General features: G+C 42.9%; 32 protein-coding genes. 4 read left to right on the top strand and 28 right to left on the bottom strand.

What is annotated here, in order from left to right:
* Window positions 1-206: 206 nt before the first annotated feature.
* On the top strand, window positions 207-1,562 hold the full coding sequence (locus tag ACZYRN_RS02875) for an MATE family efflux transporter (protein WP_488909984.1): 1,356 nt from the start codon (window positions 207-209) through the stop codon (window positions 1,560-1,562).
* A gap of 175 nt (window positions 1,563-1,737) precedes the next feature.
* On the opposite strand, the gene ACZYRN_RS02870 is transcribed toward ACZYRN_RS02875, so the two are convergent.
* From ACZYRN_RS02870 to ACZYRN_RS02810, 13 genes are all read right to left on the bottom strand, one after another.
* Entirely contained in the window at window positions 1,738-2,040 is a 303-nt protein-coding gene (locus ACZYRN_RS02870; protein WP_488909983.1) for a hypothetical protein, read from the bottom strand.
* Between the two features lie 148 nt (window positions 2,041-2,188).
* Window positions 2,189-2,959 (bottom strand): SDR family oxidoreductase, encoded by a 771-nt coding sequence (locus tag ACZYRN_RS02865; protein WP_488909982.1) that lies wholly within the window; start codon window positions 2,957-2,959, stop codon window positions 2,189-2,191.
* 98 nt (window positions 2,960-3,057) lie between these two features.
* A complete protein-coding gene (locus ACZYRN_RS02860) occupies window positions 3,058-3,393 on the bottom strand; it encodes a rhodanese-like domain-containing protein (RefSeq protein ID WP_488909981.1) in 336 nt (111 codons plus the stop codon).
* 52 nt (window positions 3,394-3,445) lie between these two features.
* Window positions 3,446-3,688, bottom strand: coding sequence for a hypothetical protein (locus tag ACZYRN_RS02855; protein WP_488909980.1), 243 nt, complete (start codon window positions 3,686-3,688; stop codon window positions 3,446-3,448).
* Window positions 3,689-3,945: 257 nt separating this feature from the next.
* The gene (locus ACZYRN_RS02850) at window positions 3,946-5,391 is read right to left on the bottom strand and encodes a lmo1851 family serine protease (protein WP_488909979.1); all 1,446 of its coding nucleotides are present in this window, start codon (window positions 5,389-5,391) and stop codon (window positions 3,946-3,948) included.
* Between the two features lie 115 nt (window positions 5,392-5,506).
* Window positions 5,507-6,286, bottom strand: a complete 780-nt coding sequence (locus ACZYRN_RS02845; RefSeq protein WP_488909978.1) for a M15 family metallopeptidase — start codon at window positions 6,284-6,286, stop codon at window positions 5,507-5,509.
* Complete coding sequence (gene deoD / locus ACZYRN_RS02840; RefSeq protein ID WP_488909977.1) at window positions 6,283-6,990, bottom strand: purine-nucleoside phosphorylase; 708 nt, start codon at window positions 6,988-6,990, stop codon at window positions 6,283-6,285. The genes ACZYRN_RS02845 and deoD overlap by 4 nt, the downstream gene beginning before the upstream one ends.
* A 67-nt stretch (window positions 6,991-7,057) precedes the next feature.
* Complete coding sequence (locus ACZYRN_RS02835; RefSeq protein ID WP_488909976.1) at window positions 7,058-7,819, bottom strand: sporulation protein; 762 nt, start codon at window positions 7,817-7,819, stop codon at window positions 7,058-7,060.
* 59 nt (window positions 7,820-7,878) lie between these two features.
* The gene (locus ACZYRN_RS02830) at window positions 7,879-8,106 is read right to left on the bottom strand and encodes a YozE family protein (protein WP_488909975.1); all 228 of its coding nucleotides are present in this window, start codon (window positions 8,104-8,106) and stop codon (window positions 7,879-7,881) included.
* Window positions 8,107-8,130: 24 nt separating this feature from the next.
* Window positions 8,131-8,556, bottom strand: a complete 426-nt coding sequence (gene msrB / locus ACZYRN_RS02825) for a peptide-methionine (R)-S-oxide reductase MsrB (protein WP_488909974.1) — start codon at window positions 8,554-8,556, stop codon at window positions 8,131-8,133.
* Window positions 8,553-9,077: a peptide-methionine (S)-S-oxide reductase MsrA gene (msrA, locus tag ACZYRN_RS02820; protein WP_488909973.1), complete on the bottom strand. Its 525-nt coding sequence runs from the start codon at window positions 9,075-9,077 to the stop codon at window positions 8,553-8,555. Before msrA ends, msrB begins: the two co-directional genes overlap by 4 nt.
* An 11-nt stretch (window positions 9,078-9,088) precedes the next feature.
* Window positions 9,089-9,667 carry a YpmS family protein gene (locus tag ACZYRN_RS02815; protein ID WP_488909972.1) on the bottom strand — a complete coding sequence of 193 codons (579 nt, stop codon included), beginning with the start codon at window positions 9,665-9,667 and terminating at the stop codon, window positions 9,089-9,091.
* Window positions 9,664-10,449: an SGNH/GDSL hydrolase family protein gene (locus ACZYRN_RS02810; RefSeq protein WP_488909971.1), complete on the bottom strand. Its 786-nt coding sequence runs from the start codon at window positions 10,447-10,449 to the stop codon at window positions 9,664-9,666. Before ACZYRN_RS02810 ends, ACZYRN_RS02815 begins: the two co-directional genes overlap by 4 nt.
* A 118-nt stretch (window positions 10,450-10,567) precedes the next feature.
* Here ACZYRN_RS02810 and ACZYRN_RS02805 point away from each other — a divergent pair, with 118 nt between their 5' ends.
* Window positions 10,568-11,056 (top strand): PCYCGC motif-containing (lipo)protein, encoded by a 489-nt coding sequence (locus tag ACZYRN_RS02805; RefSeq protein ID WP_488909970.1) that lies wholly within the window; start codon window positions 10,568-10,570, stop codon window positions 11,054-11,056.
* Between the two features lie 107 nt (window positions 11,057-11,163).
* Here the strand turns inward: ACZYRN_RS02805 and ACZYRN_RS02800 are convergent, their stop codons facing one another.
* The 12 genes from ACZYRN_RS02800 to ACZYRN_RS02745 all read right to left on the bottom strand — a co-directional run bounded on the left by ACZYRN_RS02800 (window position 11,164) and on the right by ACZYRN_RS02745 (window position 20,408).
* A complete protein-coding gene (locus ACZYRN_RS02800; RefSeq protein WP_488909969.1) occupies window positions 11,164-12,012 on the bottom strand; it encodes a DegV family protein in 849 nt (282 codons plus the stop codon).
* A 122-nt stretch (window positions 12,013-12,134) separates the two neighbouring features.
* Window positions 12,135-12,929 (bottom strand): ABC transporter ATP-binding protein, encoded by a 795-nt coding sequence (locus ACZYRN_RS02795; RefSeq protein WP_488909968.1) that lies wholly within the window; start codon window positions 12,927-12,929, stop codon window positions 12,135-12,137.
* Window positions 12,922-13,848: an ABC transporter permease gene (locus tag ACZYRN_RS02790; RefSeq protein WP_488909967.1), complete on the bottom strand. Its 927-nt coding sequence runs from the start codon at window positions 13,846-13,848 to the stop codon at window positions 12,922-12,924. The genes ACZYRN_RS02795 and ACZYRN_RS02790 overlap by 8 nt, the downstream gene beginning before the upstream one ends.
* A 53-nt stretch (window positions 13,849-13,901) precedes the next feature.
* Window positions 13,902-14,882 (bottom strand): ABC transporter substrate-binding protein, encoded by a 981-nt coding sequence (locus tag ACZYRN_RS02785; protein ID WP_488909966.1) that lies wholly within the window; start codon window positions 14,880-14,882, stop codon window positions 13,902-13,904.
* Between the two features lie 312 nt (window positions 14,883-15,194).
* The gene (locus ACZYRN_RS02780) at window positions 15,195-15,683 is read right to left on the bottom strand and encodes a dihydrofolate reductase (RefSeq protein WP_488909965.1); all 489 of its coding nucleotides are present in this window, start codon (window positions 15,681-15,683) and stop codon (window positions 15,195-15,197) included.
* Window positions 15,684-15,695: 12 nt separating this feature from the next.
* Entirely contained in the window at window positions 15,696-16,649 is a 954-nt protein-coding gene (locus ACZYRN_RS02775) for a thymidylate synthase (RefSeq protein ID WP_488909964.1), read from the bottom strand.
* Window positions 16,642-17,427 carry a class I SAM-dependent methyltransferase gene (locus ACZYRN_RS02770; protein ID WP_488909963.1) on the bottom strand — a complete coding sequence of 262 codons (786 nt, stop codon included), beginning with the start codon at window positions 17,425-17,427 and terminating at the stop codon, window positions 16,642-16,644. The genes ACZYRN_RS02775 and ACZYRN_RS02770 overlap by 8 nt, the downstream gene beginning before the upstream one ends.
* Window positions 17,424-17,855 (bottom strand): BrxA/BrxB family bacilliredoxin, encoded by a 432-nt coding sequence (locus ACZYRN_RS02765; RefSeq protein WP_488909962.1) that lies wholly within the window; start codon window positions 17,853-17,855, stop codon window positions 17,424-17,426. The genes ACZYRN_RS02770 and ACZYRN_RS02765 overlap by 4 nt, the downstream gene beginning before the upstream one ends.
* A gap of 16 nt (window positions 17,856-17,871) precedes the next feature.
* Window positions 17,872-18,996 (bottom strand): conserved virulence factor C family protein, encoded by a 1,125-nt coding sequence (locus ACZYRN_RS02760; protein WP_488909961.1) that lies wholly within the window; start codon window positions 18,994-18,996, stop codon window positions 17,872-17,874.
* A gap of 48 nt (window positions 18,997-19,044) precedes the next feature.
* Window positions 19,045-19,464, bottom strand: coding sequence for a transcriptional regulator MntR (mntR, locus tag ACZYRN_RS02755; RefSeq protein ID WP_488909960.1), 420 nt, complete (start codon window positions 19,462-19,464; stop codon window positions 19,045-19,047).
* Between the two features lie 90 nt (window positions 19,465-19,554).
* Window positions 19,555-19,737: a zinc-finger domain-containing protein gene (locus tag ACZYRN_RS02750; RefSeq protein ID WP_488909959.1), complete on the bottom strand. Its 183-nt coding sequence runs from the start codon at window positions 19,735-19,737 to the stop codon at window positions 19,555-19,557.
* Window positions 19,734-20,408 carry a reverse transcriptase-like protein gene (locus ACZYRN_RS02745; RefSeq protein WP_488909958.1) on the bottom strand — a complete coding sequence of 225 codons (675 nt, stop codon included), beginning with the start codon at window positions 20,406-20,408 and terminating at the stop codon, window positions 19,734-19,736. Before ACZYRN_RS02745 ends, ACZYRN_RS02750 begins: the two co-directional genes overlap by 4 nt.
* 48 nt (window positions 20,409-20,456) lie before the next feature.
* On the opposite strand from ACZYRN_RS02745, the gene ACZYRN_RS02740 reads away from it, so the two are divergent.
* Both ACZYRN_RS02740 and ACZYRN_RS02735 read left to right on the top strand, forming a co-directional pair.
* Window positions 20,457-20,843: a ribonuclease HI family protein gene (locus ACZYRN_RS02740; protein ID WP_488909957.1), complete on the top strand. Its 387-nt coding sequence runs from the start codon at window positions 20,457-20,459 to the stop codon at window positions 20,841-20,843.
* 302 nt (window positions 20,844-21,145) lie between these two features.
* Window positions 21,146-22,027, top strand: coding sequence for a 5'-3' exonuclease (locus ACZYRN_RS02735; RefSeq protein ID WP_488909956.1), 882 nt, complete (start codon window positions 21,146-21,148; stop codon window positions 22,025-22,027).
* Between the two features lie 5 nt (window positions 22,028-22,032).
* On the opposite strand, the gene ACZYRN_RS02730 is transcribed toward ACZYRN_RS02735, so the two are convergent.
* From ACZYRN_RS02730 to ACZYRN_RS02720, 3 genes are all read right to left on the bottom strand, one after another.
* Window positions 22,033-22,383, bottom strand: coding sequence for a YhjD family protein (locus ACZYRN_RS02730; protein ID WP_488909955.1), 351 nt, complete (start codon window positions 22,381-22,383; stop codon window positions 22,033-22,035).
* 633 nt (window positions 22,384-23,016) lie between these two features.
* Entirely contained in the window at window positions 23,017-23,535 is a 519-nt protein-coding gene (locus tag ACZYRN_RS02725; protein WP_488909954.1) for an STM3941 family protein, read from the bottom strand.
* A gap of 254 nt (window positions 23,536-23,789) precedes the next feature.
* On the bottom strand, window positions 23,790-25,055 hold the full coding sequence (locus ACZYRN_RS02720) for a DUF445 domain-containing protein (RefSeq protein ID WP_488909953.1): 1,266 nt from the start codon (window positions 25,053-25,055) through the stop codon (window positions 23,790-23,792).
* Window positions 25,056-25,118: the final 63 nt, after the last annotated feature.

The raw sequence follows: 25,118 nt of genomic DNA, 5'->3' as shown, positions 1-25,118 counted from the left end.
CCCTGCAAAACTCCTCTATGTTTTTTCTTTACAAGGTATATTGTATCAATTTTTTGCCCGATTAGCTGTATCAATCTTTTAAAACAAACCAAAGCAGGGATATTTTACACCTCTTTTTCGTGTTCTCTTCTTTTTCTTTCCATTCTTTTTTCCCAAAATGGAATGTTAATTATGGTATACTTCTAGATTGTGAGGAGATGAAGAGCTTGATTGAAACGTTAACAATCCATGCAAAAATACGTCAGTTTTTATATATTTTAGTCCCTATCTTGATTACTCAGCTCGCAATGTTTTCGATGACGTTTTTTGACACGATTATGTCGGGGCGCTATGGCGCAGATGATCTTGCCGGTGTAGCAGTTGGTTCGTCCCTCTGGGTGCCCGTTTATACAGGGCTTTCCGGCATTTTAATGTCGATCACGCCCATTATCAGCCATTTAATTGGCGGCGGTCAGCTGAAAAAAGTAGCATTCTCGGTGATGCAGGGCATTTATGTATCGCTCTTTATTGCAGGAGTAACGTATGCTCTAGGTCTTTTGTTGTTAATGCCGATCATGAACACCATGAATCTAGAGGAAAATGTTCGACGCATTGCAGTAGAATATTTGATTGGCCTTTCATTCGGAATTATTCCGCTCTTTTTAACAGCGGTTCTACGCGGTTTTATGGATGCACTTGGTATGACGCGCACATCTATGATCATTATGTTATTATCGCTGCCCCTTAATATTTTCTTTAATTATGTATTGATTTACGGAAAATGGGGATTCCCTGAACTTGGCGGTGTCGGATCTGGCTATGCGTCTGCAATTACGTACTGGCTCATTTTCTTTTTATCCGCCTGGATTGTTTACCGGCGTGCACCTTTCCGGGCATACCGGTTATTTTCTGTACTGCCCCGCCCCGCGTTTGCCAAATGGAAAGAAATTTTGTCATTAGGACTGCCGATTGGTTTATCGCTCTTTGTTGAAACGAGTATTTTTTCGGCTGTCACGCTGCTCATGAGCGAATACAATACACAAGTCATTGCCGCCCATCAAGCCGCACTCAATTTTGCTACATTGATGTATATGATTCCACTGAGCGTGTCCATGGCGCTCACGATTGTAGTTGGATTTGAAGCAGGTGCTCGCCGGTGGGCGGACGCCCGGCGTTACAGTTCCATTGCCGTCATCATGGCAGTCAGTATCTCATTGCTATGTACAGCAGGTATTTTCTTTTTCCGTGAGCAAGTTGCCTACTTGTACTCGACCGATACAGAGGTACTGGAATTAACAGCCGGATTTTTGCTGTTTGCGGCGTTGTTCCAGCTATCCGATGCGATCCAAGTACCTGTACAAGGTGCACTGCGTGGATATAAAGATGTAAACGTCACCTTTCTTATGACAATAATCAGCTACTGGATCATTGGGCTCCCGCTCGGCTGGCTGCTCGCCCGATTTACGGAATGGGGGCCATACGGCTACTGGATTGGATTGATTATCGGACTAACATGCGGTGCCATCACATTATCTATTCGATTGACCCTTTTCCAAAAAAGAAAAGCATCACTCTCCGCCTAAATGGAGGGTGATGCTTTTTTATGATTTTGTTATTTCTGACCGTTTAGCCGGATTAGTGCCATTTGATTTCCTTGTATTAAGAAAATAGTTCCTTTTTTCAAATGAGTTTCTTGAATTGGAAATTATGTATATAAACTCTTATGCAGCAGCTTGTGTTCTTTCTTTAGCACAGTGGTCAATCGGGGAAAGTTCTTCCTATTGCAGATAGGTATTGGAATTTTTTTGAATAGATACTCCATTTTCGCAGGAATTTCTGAAGGATATAAAAGAAGGTGATGTTTTCATTGGGCGGCTCGATCGATAGGCGGGCGTTTGGATTGGAGAAAACGACATATCCATTTGAAAAAAGACCCGGTATCCGTCCAAGCCTTGATTCTTTCCCGTAACACCCCACCTGTAATTCGTCCTGCCCCCCTGCAAGTCCTGCTTGCACATAAGAAAGCTTGACCTTATTTCCTACGCTACTCTTGGCAGCCACGCGAGCGGCACCTTCAATTTTTCAAGACAATCAGGCTTTCTTGCCGATTATTGATCAGTCAGGCTGCCTTCTGACTGCTTGTCCATTTTCTGATCACTCAGCCACTTTTTCGCTCGTTCTCCGTAGAAAAGGATGTAAAAGAACCATTTCATTTGCGAAAATGCTTTCCTAGTACATCCTGTCCACCTGTAACTGGAATGATAGCACCTGTAATAAATGACGACTCCTCCGATGCTAAAAATACGACGACGCGTGCGATATCTTCTCCTGTGCCCGGCCGGCCAACTGGGACAAGGCATGACTCAACAGGAATAGCATCGGCTATATCCCCCTCTTTCCAGCTCCCTGTAATATCACCTGGGCATATCATGTTCACCGTTACACCACTCGCCGCTTCCTCCATTGCTATCGTTTTCGTTAATGAGGCCAGCCCTGTTTTTGCCGCCGCAAAAGCCGACCGGCAAAACCAGCCCGGTGCTGTTTCTACCCGATCAAAACCGAACGTAATAATGCGGCCCCAGCCATTTTCTTTCATGGCTGGCAATAATAATTTCGTTAAATAAAAGACAGCGGTCATATTGCCATTTACAAGCATAGACCATTCATCCCACGAATACTCCACCATTGTCTTTCGTTCATGTATGTATGGGCCTGCATTATGAACCACTATATCTGCACCGCCAAATTCCTCTAAGACGAATGACGCAATGTGCTCACAGTCTTCCTTCATGGAGACATCACCACGAACCACCGCTGCCGCAACACCGAATGTAGCGGACAGTTCATTTGCAAACTGCTCTGCCTGCTCCCGGTCTGAACGGTAATTGATGACGACTCTGCAGCCCGCCTCTGCAAGCGATTGTGCCGTTTTTCGTCCTATTCCTTTTGATCCGCCTGTAATAAGTGCCGTTTTCGTCATATTGAACCCGTTCCCCTCTAAAACAAATCCTCTTTCTTCTTATGTTAATCAGAGCACGATCTGAATGCAAATTTAAAAGCCGGCACGAGAGCACCGGCTTAACATGCTTTACCCATGCAAATAAATCCTTTTACATGAATACCATACTTTTTCAACAAACGTACCGCAAAATTACGTTCCACTGCTGTCGTTGCAGCAATATATACTTCCTGCCCGCCATATTCACCGGCACGGCGTGAAATATATCCGCATGGAATATGCACGGCGCCTATGAGCGGCACATGATTTGCTTCCTGCCAGTCGCGTACATCGATAACGGGATGACCGTCTGCTTCCTCAGGAGAAATGCGCTTCACATTTACCGGCCAGTACCGCTTATATCCAATCAGTAAAGCTGTTGCCAGTACGATTGCTAAAGTAATAAAAAAATACACGTTTCATTCCTCTTTCCATTTTAATTGCATCTTATCCAGATAAAGGTTAAATTTACTTTTTTTGTTTCGATTGCTCAAAACAAGAGATATATGCATCGATGAGCTGGACCTTTTCCGCATCTGAAAGATCCGACTCATTCACGCGCTTTACTGATTCGAAAAACTTAACCTCTACCTTTTTTCGGAGTCTTGGGTGAGTGAGTTTATCAAGCAGCTCATGTTTCATTGCTTCATCCATATTATCAAATGTACGGCCTTTCCACATTCGCTCATACGATTTGTGCCAATTCGCCACAAAGCCCCTCCTTTTGCTACGATTCCCGCTGACAGACGCTTACCTTTATCATTTTATGACGAATTTGATCTTTTGAATAGATACAAACATCAGTTCCTATTTGGTATTTTAACTATATGACAGTTGAAAAAGGGGAATTTTATGAAGATTGAACAGAACATCTTTTCCCGCAGCAAATAGATAAGCGAATCCTCTTTTATTTCAGGCGCATTCCTACTAAAAAAGCTGTTCCCGCCTAGGCCGGAACAGCTTTTTCATTATTTTAATTTCGTTTTCACAGATCCAACCGCTTTGTTTAGCTGTGTATCATTTTCTTTCAGCTTAAGGCGCAGTTCTTCCATTAACTTCGTCGTCGCTTTACCGGTTAAAACACCGTTTGATTCGATGTCAGATGCTTCTTGAAATTTTTTAACCGCGCTTTCTGTACTTTCATCAAAGTAGCCATCCACTTTTCCTGGATCATAGCCAAGAGCACTCAGCATTTGCTCAGCTGTTTTTACTTCATCGGATAATGTTTCAAGTTTCAACTCTGATTCCGGATTAATGTACGAAAGGTTTGCGTAATCCGGGAGCGCGACTGCTGTAGCCGGCTTAATCCCTTTTTCATGAATCCATGTACCGTTTGGTGTCAGCCATTTTGCCGTCGTTAATTTCAAATTGGACTCATCACTGAAATCTTCAGCGGACTGTACTGTTCCTTTCCCAAACGATTTTTCACCGATCAATGGGATACCAGCGGACTCCTGTAACGCCGCCGCTAAAATTTCAGACGCACTTGCACTTCCACTGTCAATTAACACCACGGTTGGAAGTTTAATTTTATTGCCGCCTTCTGCTTTATACGCCTGTACGTTCCCATCATTGCTTTCAATTTGTACAATATTTTTTCCTTCAGGTACGAAAAAATTAGCCATTTTAATTGCTTGATCAAGCAGACCACCTGGATTTTGACGAAGGTCAAGGACAATGCCTTTCATTCCCTTTTTCTCCATATCGGCAAGAGCTGTATTTAATTCTTCTGCTGTGTGTTCAGAAAAACTGGTAATTTGAATGTGGGCAATTTTGTTCTCATCTAGTTCAGTATAGACTGTTTCAATTGGAATTTCATCGCGGACAATCGTCATATCCTGTGTTTTTTCTGAGCCGTTACGCTTTACTTCAAGCGTTACTTTTGTGCCTTTTTCACCGCGTATTAACAACACCGCTTCAGACGCACTCATTCCTTGAATGCTTTTACCATCAACAGACATAATCAGATCGTTGGGCTTCAATCCGGCTTTTTCTGCAGGTGACCCTTTAATCGGTGAGACGATCATAATAAAGCCGTCCTGCTCTTGAACTTCTGCGCCAATTCCTTCAAATGAACTGGACACGCCTTCATGAAACTGTGAAGCTTCTTCTTTGTTCATGTAGTCTGAATACGGATCTTCAAGTGCATCAATCATTCCGTTAATCGCGCCGTTCACGAGTACATCTTGATCGATCTCTTTGTAATAGCCTTTTTCAATTTTGTCATACGCTTCGTACAATTTATTAAACTCTGCCCGTGCAGGCACACCCACTTCAACCGCTTTCTCATCCCCGAAAGCGAGCGTAATGGTTGTCACTGCAGCTGTCACGAACACGAGTGCAAATACAATCATAATAAATTGAAATCGTTTTATCTTAATATAATGACCCTGTTCTGGTTTTTCCTCTTCCATACTGTTCCCCGCCTTCTACTCTTTGTCCATTGATTTATTCATTCTATCAGTTTTCTTCTTCATTTGAAAACAAAAACATCTCTTCGTTACGAGGAATAATAAAAAAAACCGGCGATTATTCCGCCGGTTTTACGTTGTTAAAATATTCTTCAAGTGTCCATTCATTTTCCTTTATCTGGGCGGCCACTTCTTTGCCGACATACCGAAAGTGCCACGGCTCGTATATATACCGTGTAATCTCTTCTTTTCCTTTCGGATAGCGCAAAATAAATCCATATTCATGTGCATGCTCTTTCAGCCACTGACCTTCTTCGGTTGATTCAAAGTCTTGATTCAACTCAAAGCCGTTGCTTTCTGAGGAAATATCCATTGCAAGCCCCGATTGATGTTCACTCATCCCAGGCGGTGCAATCGATTCAAGTGCTTTTGCCTCACTGCTTGCCGCCGCGCCAGCCGCTAATATTTCTTGTTGGCGATCATATGAACGGTATCCTGATACCGCAAACAAAAACAAACCATTTTCTTTTGCGCCAGCAAACAATTCCTCAAGTGCATCTGCCGCTTCCTTTCTCATATAACTTTTCTCAATGTCTTGATCGCCGAATGAATAGGTCACATTTGGGCGAACAAGATCAGGCGGCGTATAATCGGACTGAAAAGAATACTCTTTATTGACAAGGACCAACGGGTTTTCAGGATTTTGAATAAATTGAATACCTTCGATCTCTTCCACCTCATTAAAATAAGATGCGTCCAATACAGGGCCTGTTTCTTTTGCTTCCGATTCTTTCGCCGGTGCGTTTGTTTCTTCTTTTTCCTTGACAGGTTCTTCTGCCGCTGAACAAGCACCAAGCAGAATCGTTCCTGTCACTAGCCATGCCGTTACTTTTTTCATTTTGATTGAACCGCCGTTTCTAATGCCACTTCAATCATTTCGTTAAACGTTGTCTGCCGTTCGTCTGCCGTTGTTTCTTCGCCTGTGAGGATGTGATCACTGACCGTTAGGACAGACAGCGCACGGCGGCCATGCTTTGCAGCCAGCGTATAAAGTGCCGCCGTTTCCATTTCAATGGCTAGAATGCCGTACTCCGCCCATTTTTCATGATCGGCGTTGTCATTGTAAAATTGATCTGCTGTAAAGACCGTTCCGACTTTTAAAGACAACCCTTTTTCTGTACCCGCTTCAAACGCTCGCTTAAGCAGTTCCCAGTTTGCAGTCGGCGCATAATCAATGCCGTTAAACGTTTGGCGGTTCATGCTTGAATCGGTTGATGACGCCATCGCCAAAATGACATCTCGTACATTCACGTCTTTTTGAATCGCCCCGCACGTACCGACACGAATCAAATTTTCTACCTGGTAGCTTTGCATCAGCTCATTAATGTAAATTGAAATGGATGGCACACCCATTCCCGTTCCTTGGACAGACACTTTTTCCCCTTTATAGGTGCCTGTAAAGCCGAGCATACCGCGCACCTCGTTATAGCAGAACGAATTTTCCAAAAATGTTTCAGCTATATATTTTGCGCGAAGCGGATCACCGGGAAGCAAGACCGTTTCCGCAATATCGCCTGCCTTTGCGCCAATGTGTATACTCATATCTATTCCTCCAATTCAGCCAATATCCACCCATTATTTTATGCCTTTTTCACGGATCCCGCAACCGTCAGCAAAAGCGGCTGATCGTTGCATTTAGCTTGGATTCAATCGCATTCAACTCATGTTTGCTAACGCGAAGACGGACATTCGTTTCATCCGTTCCCATCGCTTCGGACAAGAATCCGCTAAGGCCCCGCGCCCGCTTATCCACTTGAAGAAGGATTGTCGCTTCATCCATAGACTGCTCCAAAAACGTCACTTCAAGCTCATCAAGTTTCCCTTTATAGGCTCCATTCACCGGCACAAACTCAAACTCCTGAACGAATGGATACTTTCGGCCGCGCGCATGCTGACACTCCACTTCACGCAAACGGAAACCGAGCGCTCGAACAGCATCAAGTACGCCTTCACTGATTGGTGTGGCTCTTACTTCAATGTAATCTTTATCACCAGGATCAACCGCCTGTTTAATGTCGAGTCCTGTCTCCACCCATACACGCGTTTTCCCCTGTGTAATCGGCGTATCGTACGGCAATGCCAATTCAAGCGGAATTTCCCGTGTTTCCCCCGCGCCAATCGTAAACGGCTCATTCAATCTATGCTTCAATATGGCCGCTCGATCGGTCACCTTTTTATCATCAGATTCGCGCACATATGTTGTGTTTACTGTCAAATAAATCGAATCAATGCGTTGTTCTACATTGCCACCCTTTACCCAGACTATCCCGCGCATCATTTGCCCCGCCATATAGGCAGCTTTCTCAAGCCTTGTATCTACCTGTGCGCTTCCGATCCCAACACTTGCCAGCATTTTATTAAATAAAGCCATTCTTCATCTCTCCCTTTCTTCACTTTAAATCCATTTACGCACAATCCTCCCAATAAGTTTCAAATCATTAATTCATCCTCCTCATATTTTTCCCATGCTTTATCAAACACGGACATAGACGGCAAATAATCAACGTCCATTTCTAAATAACGGCTCAATGTATCATACTCATCGGCATCTTTTGGAAATGCATGATCCGCAAATGCCTCATTTGCAAAGGCAGCGATTTCATCACGCGGCGGTTCTTCTCGATATTTCATTAAATAGTGATAAAACGATTTGTGCATATTCTTTCCTCCAAAAAAAAGACCTTAAAAAAGGTCTTTAAATTCACTATATCCTTCTCTATCCAAGTCTTCTTTTCGAATAAAACGAAGCGACGCTGAATTAATACAGTAACGTAGGCCGCCAGCATCACTCGGGCCATCCGGAAATACATGGCCTAAATGGGCATCCGCTGCTTTGCTTCGAACTTCTGTTCGAATCATGCCGTGTGTGATGTCCCGTTTTTCTACCATTTCAACAGCTTCAATCGGTTTTGTAAAGCTTGGCCATCCACAGCCTGCATCGTATTTGTCTTTCGATGAAAACAACGGTTTTCCGGAGATCACATCGACATAAATACCGTCCTCAAATTCATTCCAATATTCATTCTGAAAAGGCGGCTCCGTGCCATTTTCTTGTGTCACGTTATACTGCATCGGTGTTAGCTTTTGTTTTAATTTTTCTTTGTTCATTTCATGACCCCCCAGTTTGATTGAATAAACCCGGCACGGCCGGAACGTGCTTGATATGCTTCATAATGAAGACGATTTTTCCGGTAATAGTGCTGATGATACTCTTCCGCTTCATAAAAACGTTCTGCAGGCAATATTTGAACGGCGATTGGACGATTAAAACGCCCGCTTGCCTCGAGTGATTGCTTTGACTTTTCCGCCAGCACTTTTTGTTTGTCGGTTGTGTAGAAGATCGCTGGCATATACGAACGACCGCGATCATAAAACTGACCGCCGCTGTCTGTTGGATCAATTTGCATCCAGTATACTTCAAGCAGTTTTTCATACGGGAACACCTCTGGGTCAAACGTAATTTCTACTGCTTCCACGTGACCCGTTGTGCCTGAGCATACTTCTTCATACGTCGGATTTTCGGTGTGGCCGGCTGTATATCCTGAGATTACAGATTGAATGCCGGGCTGCTCGTCAAACGGTTTAACCATGCACCAAAAACAGCCGCCAGCAAATATAGCTTTTTCCATTATTCATTCTCCTATTGTGCTGCTTCTTCAGGAAGAAGGACAGCAAATTTAATATTATCTTTTTCTAAATTAAATGCCTCTGCTTTTACTCTCATGCCGTTATTAAGTTCCAAATCGGCAAGCGACACATAAATGAGCTCTTCATTCGGCACGACACGTACCCAATGAGGAAATGCCCCTGCTTTTTCTGCTGTTTTCAGCACATAGGAAGCGGGTACATCAAGCAAGCCTACACGCAGTCCATTCTGGCGAAGCACAATATTGCCGTCTTCCTGTGCTTCCGGTTCAAACGTCATATGGTAATCAATATCCGTCGCAAAAACTGGAATCGATCCATACAATTCGACTTCATTGCCGATATAGACGTTATAATCAAATGGTGTGCTACCGGCTTCTTTTTCTAAATAGTACGACACAAGCTTATTTAATTCTGCTTTTGTTGATGTGACATGAAACGCGATTTCTCCTTTCGCCTCCGTCACAGCCGGTTTTTCTGTGCCCGACGGTGTTAAAAGCATAAACATTATGCTGCCGACTGCCGCTATGACCATGAAGAGTAATAGAAAAAAGGCCACTTTCCATTTTCTCAATGAGATCCCTCATTCGCATAAACCATTTTCTGATTCGTTAATTGATCTAGTTCCTCACCTTTAATCGTGTCAAAAATACGGTCTGCTATTTGTTTATACCCAAGATCGTTCGGATGAAACTGATCCTCGAAAAATAATTCGGCACTGCCTTTTGAAAAAATATTTTCAATATTGACAAATGTTGTCCGGTCAAATCGAGCTGCGGCCAATTTGCCTGTTTCATTCCACGAGCTGATAATTTCCTCATCATCTTCTGTTTCAACAAATATTTTGCCGAACGGATTATAAATACCGACGAGGACAATGCCAACATCTTCATTTTGTTTCCTGATTTCTGTTAAAATAGCACGGATACGTTTCCCGTATCCTGCCTCTTCCTCTTCAAAATTATCGATCGTTAAATGAGCCCAATTTTCTTTCACTACTTTGACAACATCATTGCCGCCGATTGTAATCATCACGATATCGGCTTCTGCTATATCGGCCTTCATTTTGTCTGTTTGGACCTGTTTAAGTAATTGATCGGTCCGATTGCCTTTTTTACCATGATTTGTGAATTCAGCATCTTTAATTTCATGAAGAGATTCAAGCTTTGTTTCTAAATAAGGAATATACCCGCCATTGCCCGTGCTGTCGCCTACACCTTCTGTAAGCGAATCACCAACAGATACAATTTTTATATTTTGCGGAACAGTTGCTACGGTTTCTTCCACTGTATTTCCACATCCCGCCAGACTTGCGACTAGGAAGAGACCCGCCATCGTTCGTTTCAATGCGGTCACCCCATTCTTCTTTGTGAAATCGTATCACGTTCCATCTTATGTTGAAAGTGATATGTTTTAAATATATGATTATAGCATGTTATACATTATTTCTTTTCATTGAAAGGAGCTTTAACAATTGAAAAAATCATTATCTGCGATCGTGTTAACGCTAGCGATTCCATTTGCAGCGGCTTGCGGCAATGACGAGGCACATAACGAGCACGAAGGACATACACAGGAAGCACCGAATGGTGATTTGCAAGAAGCGACTGCTTCCATTACCGACTTACCGGCTTTTTTGGATGATAAAGACGAAAACATGCGGGCCATTTATTTAGCCGCTGCTAAACATGCGTCTGTTATCGAACAAATGCCATGCTATTGCGGCTGCGGTGAATCAGCCGGTCACAAGAGTAATTTAAACTGCTTTATCGCTGATCAAAGTGAAGATGAAGTTGTATGGGACGATCACGGCACACGTTGCGGCGTCTGTCTTGAAATCGCAGCAACGGCAGCGGTCATGACCGAAGAAGGCAAATCCGTTGAAGACATTCGCACATTGATCGACGACACATACAGCGAAGGGTATGCCGAACCAACCCCCACGCCTCTTCCAGGTGCCTAAAACCGGATCACGTAAAGTGACCCGGTTTTTTGCATCTTTCTGATCACTCACCATGTTTCCTGAATAATAAAAGCCAAGGGAGGAACATTTGTCTTGGCGCCATCACCTTACTTTGCCCAATACATAATGCCTACAGCACCGGGGCCCGCATGTGCGGATATAACCGGTGTGGTGATACAAATATCAATATCCTTAAATCCAGTTGCTTCCGCTATCTTTGCGCGTAAGTTTTCGGAAAACGCAAAACTATTGTGGCCCGCGTGAACGATCGAAAAGCGAACAAGTTCGCGTCCTTTTACTTCTTCTCTAATCTGATCAACTAAAAACGTAATGGCTTTCGAGTGGGAACGCACTTTCGTTACCGGCAGCAGTTCTCCGACATCGAGGTTCGCTATTGGTTTAATATTAAGCAGTGAACCGATAAATCCTTTCGCTTTGCCGATTCGTCCGCCCTTTATTAAATTTTCAAGCGTATCGATCATAATATACAATTTCGTTTCTGAACGCACTTCATCCAGCCTTTTCACAATTTCCTCTACCATATGACCAGACTCTGCTAGACGTGCGGCTTCCAAAACCTGATAAGAAAGGGCTTTTGAAATATAGCGTGAATCGATAACAGTCACATCGGATTTCGATATTTCTGCTGCTTGTTTTGCCGATTGGTACGTACCGCTCATGCTTCCCGTCATATGAATAGAAATGATCTGGCTGCCGTCCTGTCCAAGTTCATCGTACACTTCTACAAAACGTCCAACCGGCGGCTGTGATGTTTTGGGGCTCTCTTTCGCATGCGCCATCTTTTCTAAAAATTCTTCCGGTGAAAGGTCCACGTTATCTAAATAGGTTTGACCACCCACTAGCACCGTCAACGGTACCACCGTAATGCTGAACTGAGCCAATTCATCACTTTTCATATCAAGTGATGAATCTGTCACAATTTTGATATTGTTCATCTTCTGTCCCTTCTTTCTCTCCCTTGCAAAGACTTTTCTTCATCTTACTATTCTTTATCCATTCTTCCTATTCCAGTAACTTATTTGCCTAAAAAAAGAAGAAGACCTAAGGCCCTCTTCCTTTATGATAATAGCGAGCGGTCGCTCAGCCCGCCTCCGCCTTTAATTTTCTGAAATTCCGCGAGCAGCTTTTCTATCGTTAAGTCCTGTTTTTCGTCCTCGTCCGCTTCAAAGATGATCTGTCCTTTGTCCATCATAATTAAGCGATTGCCAAGGTCAAGTGCCTGCTGCATATTGTGCGTCACCATGAGCGTCGTCAACCCGAGTTTGCTGACAATTTCTTTCGTTAACTTGGTGATTAACTCGGCACGAGACGGATCAAGCGCTGCCGTATGTTCATCCAGCAGCAAAATTTTCGGATCCGTAAATGTCGCCATCAATAAGGACAAGGCCTGTCGTTCACCGCCGGATAACAAGCCTACCTTCGCCTGCAAGCGATCTTCGAGCCCGAGGTGCAGCATTTCGAGCTTTTCCCGATAAAAGTCCCGCCGTTTTTTCGTTACCCCGAAGCCAAGTGAACGCTTTTTCGTCCGATTGTACGCGATCGCCAAATTTTCTTCAATCGTCATCGCAGGTGCAGTGCCCGCCATCGGATCCTGAAAGACGCGCCCGATTTTTATGGCTCGTTTATGCTCAGCAAAGGACGTCATATTTCCACCATCGATCATAACAGTTCCTGCATCGGGTACTAATTTACCGGATATGACATTCATAAGTGTCGACTTTCCGGCACCATTACTGCCGATCACCGTTACGAAATCTCCAGGACGCATCGATAAATCGACTTTATTAAGCGCAATTTTTTCGTCCGGTGTCCCTTCATAAAACACTTTAAAAATTTGTGTCATTTCAAGCAACAGGGCCACCTCCCTTTTCGTTCAACTGCATCAGCCGTTTTTTCTTTCGGGCGGCTGCTTTTTGTTTATCAAGCACTTTCGGCATGATGAGAGCGATAATGACAATAATAGCTGTAATCAATTTCATATCACCTGTATCTAAAAATTCGATGCGAAGTGCCAGTGTCACAATAATACGGTACAAAATTGCTCCGATGACAACAGCCAGTGTCGCACGGGCAATTGTTGAATGGCCAATAACAGCTTCCCCAATAATAACAGAAGCAAGCCCAATGACAATCATCCCGATCCCCATTCCGACATCACTGAATCCATTATATTGCGCTACCAGTGCACCAGAAAAGGCAACCAGCGCATTGGACAAACCGAGGCCAAGCACTTTCATCCAGCCTGTGTTCGCTGAAAAACTGCGAACCATGCCTTCGTTATCCCCAACTGCACGTAAGCTTAACCCAACTTCTGTTTTTAAAAATAGATCTGATACAAATTTTATAAGGAGTGTCAAAACGAGCATAAAAAAGAAAATGCTCCATTCTGACGCAAACCATGATTCCATTTTCGTTATCACCGTTTCTTCTGCTAAAAGCGGCACATTCGGTTTCCCCATAATGCGCAAATTAATCGAATAAAGAGCAATCATCATTAAAATCCCAGAAAGGAGGGGGTTAATCCCACCTTTCGTATGCAAAAGGCCTGTCATACATCCTGCTAAAAAACCAGCAAAAAGAGCAGCGATGGTCGCAACAAAAGGATCGTACCCGTTCACGATCATAATCGATGCAACCGCTCCACCTGTCACGAAACTGCCGTCAACTGTCAAATCGGGAAAATCAAGCACCCGAAATGACAAGTACACGCCGAGTGCCATAATCGCATAAATGACGCCGGATTCCACGGCACCAAACATGGCTGTCATCATAAAAAAATCCTCCTCACGAAAAGAGCGCCTATTATGAAAGGCGCACTTTTTCGTTATTTCACAAGCTCAGCTTCTGCTTTCCATTCTTCTTTAATCTCGATATTCATTTCTTTTGCGGCTGTTTCATTAATGACAAGTTTCAAATTCTGCGGCGGTAAAACCGGCAATTCACCTGCTTTTTTCTCACCTTTTAAAATTTGGGCAGCCATTTTCCCTGCTTCCATACCAATATCTTCGTAATCAAATCCGTATGCGGCAAATCCTCCGCGAGCAACGGAATCCTTTTCTCCAACAAACAGTGGCAAATCTTCTTTGTTCGCAACCTGAACGACAGATTCAAGTGCTGAAACGACTGTGTTATCCGTGAAAATGTAGAACATATCCACCTTGCCGATTAATGATTCTGTCGCCTGCTTTACTTCAGATGACGTCGACACTGTGACCGGTACCATTTTCAACCCGTTATCCGTTAATACTTTTTCAACTGCTTCTGCCTGTGCAACGGAATTTTGTTCACCGGCATTATAAATGACACCCACATTTTTGCCGTCAAACTGCTCAGCCATAAATTTTACTGTGTTATTGATTGCCTCCGGATGCAAATCAATCGTTCCTGTCACATTGCCGCCTGGTTTTTCCGTATCTTTCACAAGACCTGCCGCAATCGGATCGGTGACCGATGTAAATACGATTGGAATATCTTTCGTTGCGTTCAATGCCGCCGTCGCACTCGGTGTCGAGTTCGCGAAAATTAAATCAACATCATCGCTCACAAAATTGTTTGCAATGGTTTGGTTATTATTTTGATCACCCTGTGCGGTTTGCTCATTAAATTCAGCTGTGACTCCTGCTTCTTCCAGGCCTTTTTTAAAGCCTTCGTACGCTTTATCTAGTGATGGATGTTCGACAAATTGCGACACGCCGATGTTATACGCTTCGCCGCCTGATTCGTTCGTTTCTTCTCCACCCCCGCAGCCCGCAAGCATCAGCACGGCTGTCCCGGAGATTAACCACCCTTTTGTCCACTTATTCATTTATCTGCCCCCTATTCGCGTATCACCGCTTTTATGTGTAAAGTTGCCTTTATTATCGTTGAATAATAAGAGAAAAGCAAGGTTTTTTCGTTCAAAAAAAAACCGGAGAAATCCCGGTTTAGTTATTTTTTCCCATCTTTATTTTGAGCATTTTTTACATCCGCAGCCAGCTTCTCTGCATTGCCCTCGACAAGATTATTCGACATAATCAGCGCCGGTACGACAATACCTTTTTGTGTCCGTATCTTTTTTTATATTCTTTTTTTTAAACACATTGCTGTCTGTTTCAAATGAAAAAGACAACCTTTTCCATCATTTATTTACTCTTTTATACAAGCAAAATTCATAGTCATACGGATTTTTCTCATTTTTAACACCTGGTGTACAGTATTCCATTTTAAACTCATTCCACTCAATAGCATTAAAAAATGTATCCCCTTCAAACGTATGATGAATACGCGTCACATACAGACGCTCCACATACGGCAAAAAGGCTTGGAATACAGCCGCTCCGCCCGTGACAAATACTTCCTCATTCTCCGCTTTCGGCAGGATGTCCTCTACCGAATGAACAACTGTGCAGCCTTCTGCTTGAAACGATGAATCGGTTGTCAAAATAATATTTTCCCGCCCTGGTAAAGGCCGGCCAATTGATTCATACGTTTTTCGGCCCATTACAATCGGAGATCCGAGCGTTGTATTCTTAAAAAATTTCAAGTCTTCCGGCAAATACCACGGCAGTTTGTTCTCTTTTCCAATGAGACCCTTTTCATCTTGCGCCCAAATAAATGAAATCATCATTTCCGCTCCTTTTTAAACCGCGACCGGGGCTTTAATGGCCGGATGCGGATCGTATCCTGTTAACGTCATATCGGACAATTCCATCTCAAATAATGATTTCCCTTTCGTTAAAGATAGTTCCGGCAACGATCTCGGCTCACGTACCAGCTGCGTTTTCACTTGTTCAATATGGTTGGTGTAAATGTGCGCATCCCCAATCGTATGCACAAATTCACCTGCCTCAAGGCCACATTCATTTGCCATTAAATGCGTTAGTAACGCATAACCAGCAATATTAAAAGGGCCGCCAAGGAAAATATCACATGACCTTTGATAGAGCTGACAAGACAATTTTCCGTCTGCTACATAAAACTGGAACATCGTATGACAAGGCGGCAGCGCCATAAGCGGCACATCTTCCGGATTCCATGCCGATACGATTAACCGACGTGAATCCGGTGTATTTTTAATCATCTCTATTACATCCGCAATCTGATCGATCGTCTCACCTTGTGACGTTTTCCATGCACGCCACTGCCGGCCATACACATCACCGAGTTCTCCATACGTTGCTGCAAAATCATCTTCTGCCAAAACACGCTGTTTAAACAGTGCCATCTGCTCGCGATAGTCTTTTGCAAATGCTTCATCTTTCAATGCGCGACGGCCAAAATCAGTCATATCCGGGCCTTTATATTCTGAGCTTTCCACCCATCGTTTAAATGCCCACTCATTCCAAATGTTATTGTTATTCTCCAGCAAATACCGAATGTTTGTGTCCCCTTTTAAAAACCAGAGCATTTCAGATGCAATAAGCTTAAACGGTACACGCTTCGTCGTTAAAAGAGGAAAACCATCTGCTAAATGAAATCTCATTTGCCGTCCGAAAACCGAAATGGTTCCTGTGCCTGTCCGATCTTCTTTTTTATGCCCATTCTCTAAAATATCGCGGCATACGTCTATATACTGCTGTTCACTTTTACTCATGTACGCTCCCACTTTCTATCGTGCCAAAATGAAATTTTGACGTCTTACGAATCTGCTGCTCAAATTCAAATTTCGCAAATCGCTCCGAACGAAAATGATCTTTAAGCACTACGCGGCACTTGGCAATCCGCTTTGCTTCCTTCACTGCAGCTATCGTCAAATCTGAATACGAAGCAAACGAGCGGAGCGGCATCATGCCGGTTGAATCAATCGTTTCCTCAAACATCGGATCAAAATATACTACATCAAACGAATGATCCGGAATCGCTTGTAAATAGGCATGGTAATCGGCCGCTGTCACATCAATGCGGCGCATCGCTTTTAACAATTCGTCAGGTCCTTCTGTCCAATTTGACAGCCCTTTTTTCACAATGCGTGCAATAACAGGATTGGCTTCAATCGACTTTACATACCCTTTTGGACCGACAGCAAAGGAGGCTGTTATACTATCTGAAGCAGGACCCATTGTGCAATCTAAAAACGACATGCCTGGGCGCAGTTTGCACGCCTCCACAAAGGCATCCGGCTCTTCATTTAAAAGTCTTTTCACGCGGAACATAGCAGATCCGGGATGAAAAAAGAACGGCGAAGCGCCGTTCAAATCATACAGCTCCATCCGTTCTTCTGTCACGAGCAAGACGGGACAGTTGTGAAAAGATGTCATTTTCGCAAGCGACAGCTTGCCGCGCTCCACGTAATGGGCACCCAACAAGACAGCTTCCGCTGCCGCACGTGTCTTTACATCCTTCCCTGCCCGCTGTGATGTCGTGACAATCACTGGCAGTGCACATCAAATGCAGCAGTTAAATTGCTAATAATCGTCCCAAGATCTTGCCCCTCAATTTCATGACGCGGCATAAAATGAACGACTTTATTTCCTTTTAATAACGCCATTGACGGTGATGACGGCTCAAATTCAGGCATCCACGCCCGCATCGCCGCTGTCGCGTCACGGTCTTGACCTGCAAATACGGTCACAAGACGATCAGGTGCGTGTTCATTCATGGACGCTTGTACTGCTGCCGGGCGGGCAAGACCTGCTGCGCAGCCACAAACCGAATTAATTACAACGAGTGTCGTTCCTTCTGCTGACTTCATAAATTCATTTACTTCATCTTCTGTTGTCAACTCAGCAAAGCCTGCATTTGTCAATTCTGCACGCATCGGCACGACCATTTGCTTCATATATTCTTCATAAGCATTCATTCAAAATTCCTCCTTCTCATTGTTTGCGCGATTCCGTCATTTGTTTCCATACAGAGCCTTTTGCTTCTTCTCCGCCTTCAATCCGTTCAATCGCCATCAAAATTTGCATCTTCACTTCAAATTCCGGATCGTCTGCGGCTTCTTTTAAAGCAGACAACGCAGATTCATCCGCTGTTTCATATAAAAACATGGCCGCTCGCCAGCGAACAATTTTGCTTTTATCTTTTAACGCGTGAATCATTTCAGGCACGGCTTCGGCAAAACCAAGGTCAGACAAACAGTCACCAGCCGTCCGTCGTACGGTGACAGCCGGGTCTTTCAATGCTTTATACAAAACAGGCAAAATGTGTGGGTCTTCAATCATCCCTGCATAGACGACAGCCAGCCGGCGAATCGCTGCTTTTTCATCATTTAAGGCCGCGTCAAGAAGCGGCATATCCGCTAAATCCGGATCAGGCATTTGTTCTAATTGCTGATACCGTGTCCGCCAGTCCACCTCTGTCAGCCACTTTGTAACATCCGGTTTAATGCCATGTTCTTTATGCTGAATAAGCGGGCCGCCGCGTCCTTCTGCTTCGACAATCCGGTCGATGCGCTCTTTCGGATAAGCCGCCATTACTTCTTCAAGCAGTTCAGGCGCTATTTCTTCCAACTCACCGTAACGAATGCCGAACTCCTGCCATTTCCGCTCTAAAATGTAATTATCACCGTCTGTTATCAGTTTTTGAAAAGCTTCCTGACAGTAAGCCGGCAGTGCCACCCGTTTTTCTTCTTCCGCTGATACGAGCTTTAACTGAATGGGAACCCCTTTATACACTTGTATAAATGTTTCCACTTCACCGAAATGATCCAGTTCTGGCCTTGCTGCTCCCGATTCACTGCTGCCTTCTCCAAACGCTGCGCGCACTTTCGGTAAAATCTCCTGCCAATCATACCGACCATTTCGTTCAAGCGCAATAAAATCGGCAACGTGATACACGCCTTTAATTCCTTCAATCGTCAAAATCGCTTTAATGACATCCGGGGCCTGTTCGGCTGTTTCTTGTTTATAATTCGTCCGTTTGCCTGCAGCAAGTTCTTCATCCAAAATGACTTTCATCGTATTCGGGCTTGGTGTCGGTTCGATTTTTAAAATCTTCATCAAATACGCCTCCATTTTGTGAAAAAATCCGCCCGTACTGCGGACGGATCATTCTTTATTTCGTTCATTGACCTCTTTTAATGCGGCCATTCGCGTCGGATCTTCCTCAAAAAACTCGATTAAATCAGCAATGCGGTTAATGGAATCCCAGCTTAAATGATGTTCAATTCCTTCCACATCATTGTAAATGTTCTCCTCTTTCACACCAATCACCGATAAAAACCGTTCGAGCAAATCGTGGCGTGCAACTAAACGCTGACCTATTCTTTGGCCTTTCGCCGTCAATATGAGCCCACGATACCGCTCATACACGAGGTATTCATCTTTATCAAGCTTTTGAACCATTTTTGTTACGCTTGACGGATGAACAGAAAGTGCATCTGCAATATCTGATACACGTGCATACCCTTTCGTATCAATCAGCAAATAAATTTGTTCTATGTAATCCTCCATACTCGGTGTCGGCATGTGGATATTCCTCCTGACATTACTCATCATTAAAAGTTTACTATATACAAGCAGTACGAACAAGGAAAAAGCCGGGATATGTATTCCGGCTTATGATAACTTCATTCCATATTGTTTTAATTTTTCTCCGACAGAGCAGTCTGTAATGCAAAATTTATGCGCCGCCGTCTTGCCTTTTTCTTTACGCAGCGCCGCTTTCACGAGGCAGTCTTTGCAATACGTATTTAGCACACCTTCTACTTCAATTAATACATCTATTCGGCTCAAGTTCACATGCCACCTTTCGATTCCGTCCCGATTTCGGCATGACTTTGTATTTCAACACCGTCAAGCGCCTGTCGAGCAAGCTGGTCAGCTTCTTTATTGTGCCTTCTATCGATCGGTTTGTAAAGCGGCTTAATTCTTAGTTTATTTAATTTTTCTTCAATACGTACGAGCCAGCGAGCATGGTTTTCTTCATAGCATGGCCAATCTCCGCTCAGCTGGTTCAACACCGTTAATGAATCGCCTGAAATGGTTACTGGCTGACTGGCTACACCAAGTTCTTCAAGCTTTCCTACTGCAAAAGAAAGTGCTGCATATTCTGCTTCATTATTTGATTGAATGGCGTCCATTGGCACATTTTCACGCAAACGGTACCGCTTGCCGCCTTTTGAATAATAAATAGCTGTTCCAACGCCTGCACGGCTTGAGTCCACATCGTAACTGCCGTCAAATAAAACGGTGACCTTTTCCGGCTCTTCATCCAGTTTTTCGTTCAGCTTTTTAAATTCCTTCAGCGTCCATTCCTGGCCTAACTCATCGATAATCGTTACTTCTTTTGTGCGGCTGGTTTTTAATAAGTCGTCTGCTGTTTTCAAAACGAGTTCCCGGTCAACCGGCTCTGATTCAAACATCATCTGAACCCCTTTAAAGCTGTATAAAAAACAAATTTTCATTTGCATAATCCAACCTCTTTCCTCTAAAATAAATACAAGATTGGGGGTATCCATATGTTTGAAGTGTATACAGACGGCGCATCCACTGGCGATCCAGGCCTTGCTGGTGCCGGCATCGTCATTCGCCACGATGGCAAAACGGAACGGTTTTCGATTCCCCTTGGAGAATGTGATACACACGAGGCGGAGTTCATCGCCGTTATTAAAGCACTCGAATTGTGTAAAGAAATGGGTGCAGATACTGTATCGCTCCGCAGTGATTCACAAACCGTCGTTTCAGCGATTGAAAAAGAATATATACATAAACAACTGTACAAACCGCTTTTAGCGACTATTTTAACCTTATCAAAAGAGTTTCCGCTTTTTTTTATCAAATGGATTCCATCTAAACAAAACAAAGCAGACGTAGATGCCAAAAAAGCCATACGTGCGAACCGTTAAGCCCGTTTCTTTCTGTTCGCTTCGATTCATATAATGCGTAATTATTTTTTTTGAAACATTTTTGGTTTGCTTAACACGAGAAGCGTATCCATATCTTCTTCAAATCAGCGGCGATTATACTAGCCCTTCCGCTTCTCCATCACTGCCATTTTTTATGTTTTCTAAGCACTTCTTTTTATTTTAACCGATAGAAGGCGATGCTTACAATCATCGACTTGTAAGCTGTCTTTTTTATGATGGATTTCACTTGATTCATCACGTAATCTAGGAAGTACAATACATATAACAAGGAGACCGCCCTGATGAAAAAGCAAACATTGCTATTAATAGATGGATTTAATTTATTAAGCCGTGGATACTTCGCTACATCCTACGGAAAAGAATTGGAGCAATTGACGAAAAGCAGCAAAGGCGTTTATACCAATGCATTAAAAATATTTTTTCAAAAGACCTTTACCCTTATTTCTCAATATGAAGTGACTCATCTTGCTGTCGTATGGGACGTCAAAAAAAATGAAACAACGAGAAGACTAAAACATGATTTTTATAAAGCTACCCGCTCTGACTTGCCGGATGCGTTAATTCAGCAATATGAAGTATGCAAAGGGGTATTGGATCGCATAGGCATTCAACAAGTTTCTGTCCCTTCTTATGAAGCAGATGATGTCATTGGCACTTTAGCAAAAAAGTGGTGTTCCAATGAGTATGGCCACTGTTATATTTACAGCAATGACAAAGATTTATACCAGCTGCTCAGCCAAAATATCTCTCAACTGATCGGCAGCAAAAAAGGGGACATTGTTTATTCTTTGAATCATTTTCAAGATGAATATCGTATTACCTCTGAGCAATGGATTGATGTTAAAGCGCTTCTCGGCGATAAAAGCGATAATATTCCGGGCTGTCCGGGTGTTGGCGAAAAATCGGCTCTGCCGCTCATTCAACTTTACGGATCGGTAGAAAATATTTTCAGGCAAATAGACACGCTGGATCCAAAATTTAATCGATACAAGAAAAAGCTTATAGACGGACAAAACATGGCGCTCATTAGTAAAGAATTATCCGCCATCATATGTGATATTCATGAATTAAATGAATTTCTCTTTGATGATTTACAAGTACGCATTGAAAAAAGCAATTTAATCACAGAGTTAGATGAATTGGAACTTACAATTAAATACTAAACTGCTCAGCGCAGCAATTCGAAGCGGTTTTCTTGAATACGTTTATAAAGCTCCTTTTCTTCAAAGCATATAGTTGATGGAACGCCCCGGCACAAATAACGAAACTCGGTCATATCGTTACCCTGTGCGTGTTCCCCTACTATGCGTAATCCTCTCGTGCTCATCTCTTTTCTTAATGCTTTTAACTGCTTGAGGGCTTGGCTTTCTTGGTATTGGTTCGCTGATAAATAAACGCGTTTCATTTTTACATTTGATGTTTCATTTTCCCTTAACTCACTTTGAAGTGCTCGGATCGTCATGTTATGTATGATATAGTTGTAAACAATTTTTCTGTCTTCATCTGTAATGGCTGTCATGTATATCCCCCTTATTCATTGCAGATTCAATACCGAAAATTCCCATTATTTAATCAACTTTTTCATAACTTAACATTTCTTCTTCCACTACGATTTTCCTTTCAACTAAATAGATTTTATATAATAAAGGCTCTATTATAGAATATTGTTGATTTTTGGCTTCTTTTATCCCGCATTAACGGGCAGTAAGACCCCCACTTCAAGATTTTGGAAAGAAAAAAAGGATATATGGGGGATCAACTGCCCGTAAAAGCCCGATTGGTTCGGGCCAGGCTGAGCCTGGTCACTCAGGTATTGCCGCAGGACGCGGCGCTCTTTACCTGAGTTCCTCTTTTATTCAGTGGGGATAGCGGAACGCAGACTAAACCCGTCACGTCCTGTGACAACGTCTGCATGACCCACATCCTGAGGGCCTAAACCCCCACTGAATGAAGTTTCACTTTATCTGACATTTTCGAATTAAAGCAGGGAAAGGAAATTTTTTTGGCAATCTGGCAACAGAAGCAGAAGTCCAAAAGACATGCCCCGGACCTCTGTCGAACATGTCTTTTGAAAGTGTGCATATTAAACTAAACACTAAAAGCCGTTTCGTACTGACACCGGGTTTTCCATTTCTTTTTCACACAAAGCCATTTACATTAAGCCACTTTCAAATTGAATGGTCACGTTCGGGTTACGGCGATCCAGTTCTTCGATCAATTGTTCTTTTTCCACCACATGCCTAAACGTAATGTTGAGCATCGGATAGCCCATTTTCATACTTAAACGCGTTATCCGTCTCATCCCATCTGACATCATCGGTATGTATTTTTCTTCATCCAACAGCACAAGACCAATAAATTTCGTCCCTTGAATTTCATAAAAAACATAGTCTATTATATCAATCCACTCAATATCCACTTTTTCATTCGGTGTCACGTACAGCGTAAGATAGTTATTCGTTGTTGTAATGTACGGATTGTCTGCCGTTAATTTTTGCATATTTTTAAAGATGACCCAAATCATCAGCAGCGTAAATAAGAAAAAAAGGACCATCATAAAATAGTCTTCCCCATAGTAAGCCAAAACGGTTAGCCCGGCAAAGAAAAGAAGGACCGTCCCGCAAAGAATCACTAAAAACCTATAATTTTTCTTTGCTTCATAGAAATTCATTCATTCTTCCCTCCGTTCTTTCTTAACCATACGGCTGAAAGAAGAATATGTTTCATTTTTTGTGAAAATAATCATCCCGGGGGGACAACCGGGATGTGTTCTTTCTATTCTCCAATAACGCTTTGAAAAATTCTTTAGCAGCGTGAAAACGATTCAGAATCGAAAATAGGAAACTGCGGGTAGGATGACTGTTTTAGAGAGAGCCCGTTTTCTCCTTCGTTCAGCTAGAAGGAACCATATTGTTTCCTGTAGCCTTAAAATAGGAGCGCTTTGATTCCTGTTAAAATGATCCCGATCATAAACCCGCAAACCGCTCCATTCACCCGAATCCATTGCAAGTCTTTTCCAATGTTATTTTCCATCATGTGCACGAGCGTTTCATTATCTAACTTATCCAGATTTTCTTGCACAAGCTTACCGATTTTGGAATGATTATCTTCAACAAGGCTGATCAGTTGCTTTTGAACTTTGTTTTCAATCATGTTGTTTTTTATTGGATCTTCTTTTATTTGATTAAGTAAGCGTGTTATAAATGGAAGAACATACGTGTCCATAAACACGCTGCTTTGAATAAAAGCGGCTGCTTTTTGCTGAATTCGCTGTAAGATTTCAGTTATTGTCTCAGCCGGCTCCCAGTCAGCCAGAAGTTGTTGCTTCCATTGTTCGATTTCTTCGATCCATTCTTTCTTGTTCTCAATATTTTGTAACTTTGTACGTACATGCAGTAGAAACGCTTTTCTATTCGGATCTTCCGTCTGGCGCAAATGACTTACAACATTAAGCAGAAGGTTTTGTAAAATACTGCCGAGTTTTTCTTCATTTAATAAGTTTTGAACAGACTTTAAGGCAAACTGCATAAATCCGTCTAATTCGATATTGTTAAGAGCCTGCATGGCTACACTGCCAAGTTGATAACCTGTATTCTCTTTTTTCGCCCATTGTTCCGCTTCGCTAAGGACGTAATCGAAGGCCTTCTCGTCATATTCATGGAGAAGCACTTGATCAACGACAGATCGAAGGACTCCTTTTACTTCAATTGAAGAAAGAGAAGACTTTAATTCCTTTTCAATAAACGGTGTAATCTTCTCCACTTGAATAGAACGAATTAGTTGATCAGCTAGTGAGACCATTCCATTTCTGACAGATTCAGAATGAAGCTCTCTTTCTAAAATCGGAAATAACTTTTCAGTAAATTGGATTTTTTGTAATTTGTTTTGAATACTTTCTTTTGAAAGCCAATCATTTTCAAGCGTAGAAACAAGTCCTTTAATCATTTTGTTTCGATTTTTAGGCAAGAGAGCTGTATGCGGAATAGGGATGCCCAGCGGGTGGCGGAATAAAGCCGTGACGGCAAACCAATCCGCTAGTCCACCGACCAGCCCCGCTTCAAATCCCCCGTGCAGGACATCAATCCAAGGTAAGGATCCTTGAAAAGGGATCGTTGCCGCAAAGCCTGTCCCCATAGCAGCCAATGAAAAACTAGCTAAATGCTTTGATTGTTTTGATTTTTTAGAAGTCATATGTCTCTTTCCCTTTACAAAATAGATTTGCTGTAACTAGATGAAAAAAATACTTATTTTTCA

This window comes from Domibacillus sp. F004, assembly GCF_057814295.1.
The sequence above is the reverse complement of the archived record's forward strand: the minus strand, read 5'-3'. Positions and strand labels throughout refer to the sequence as shown.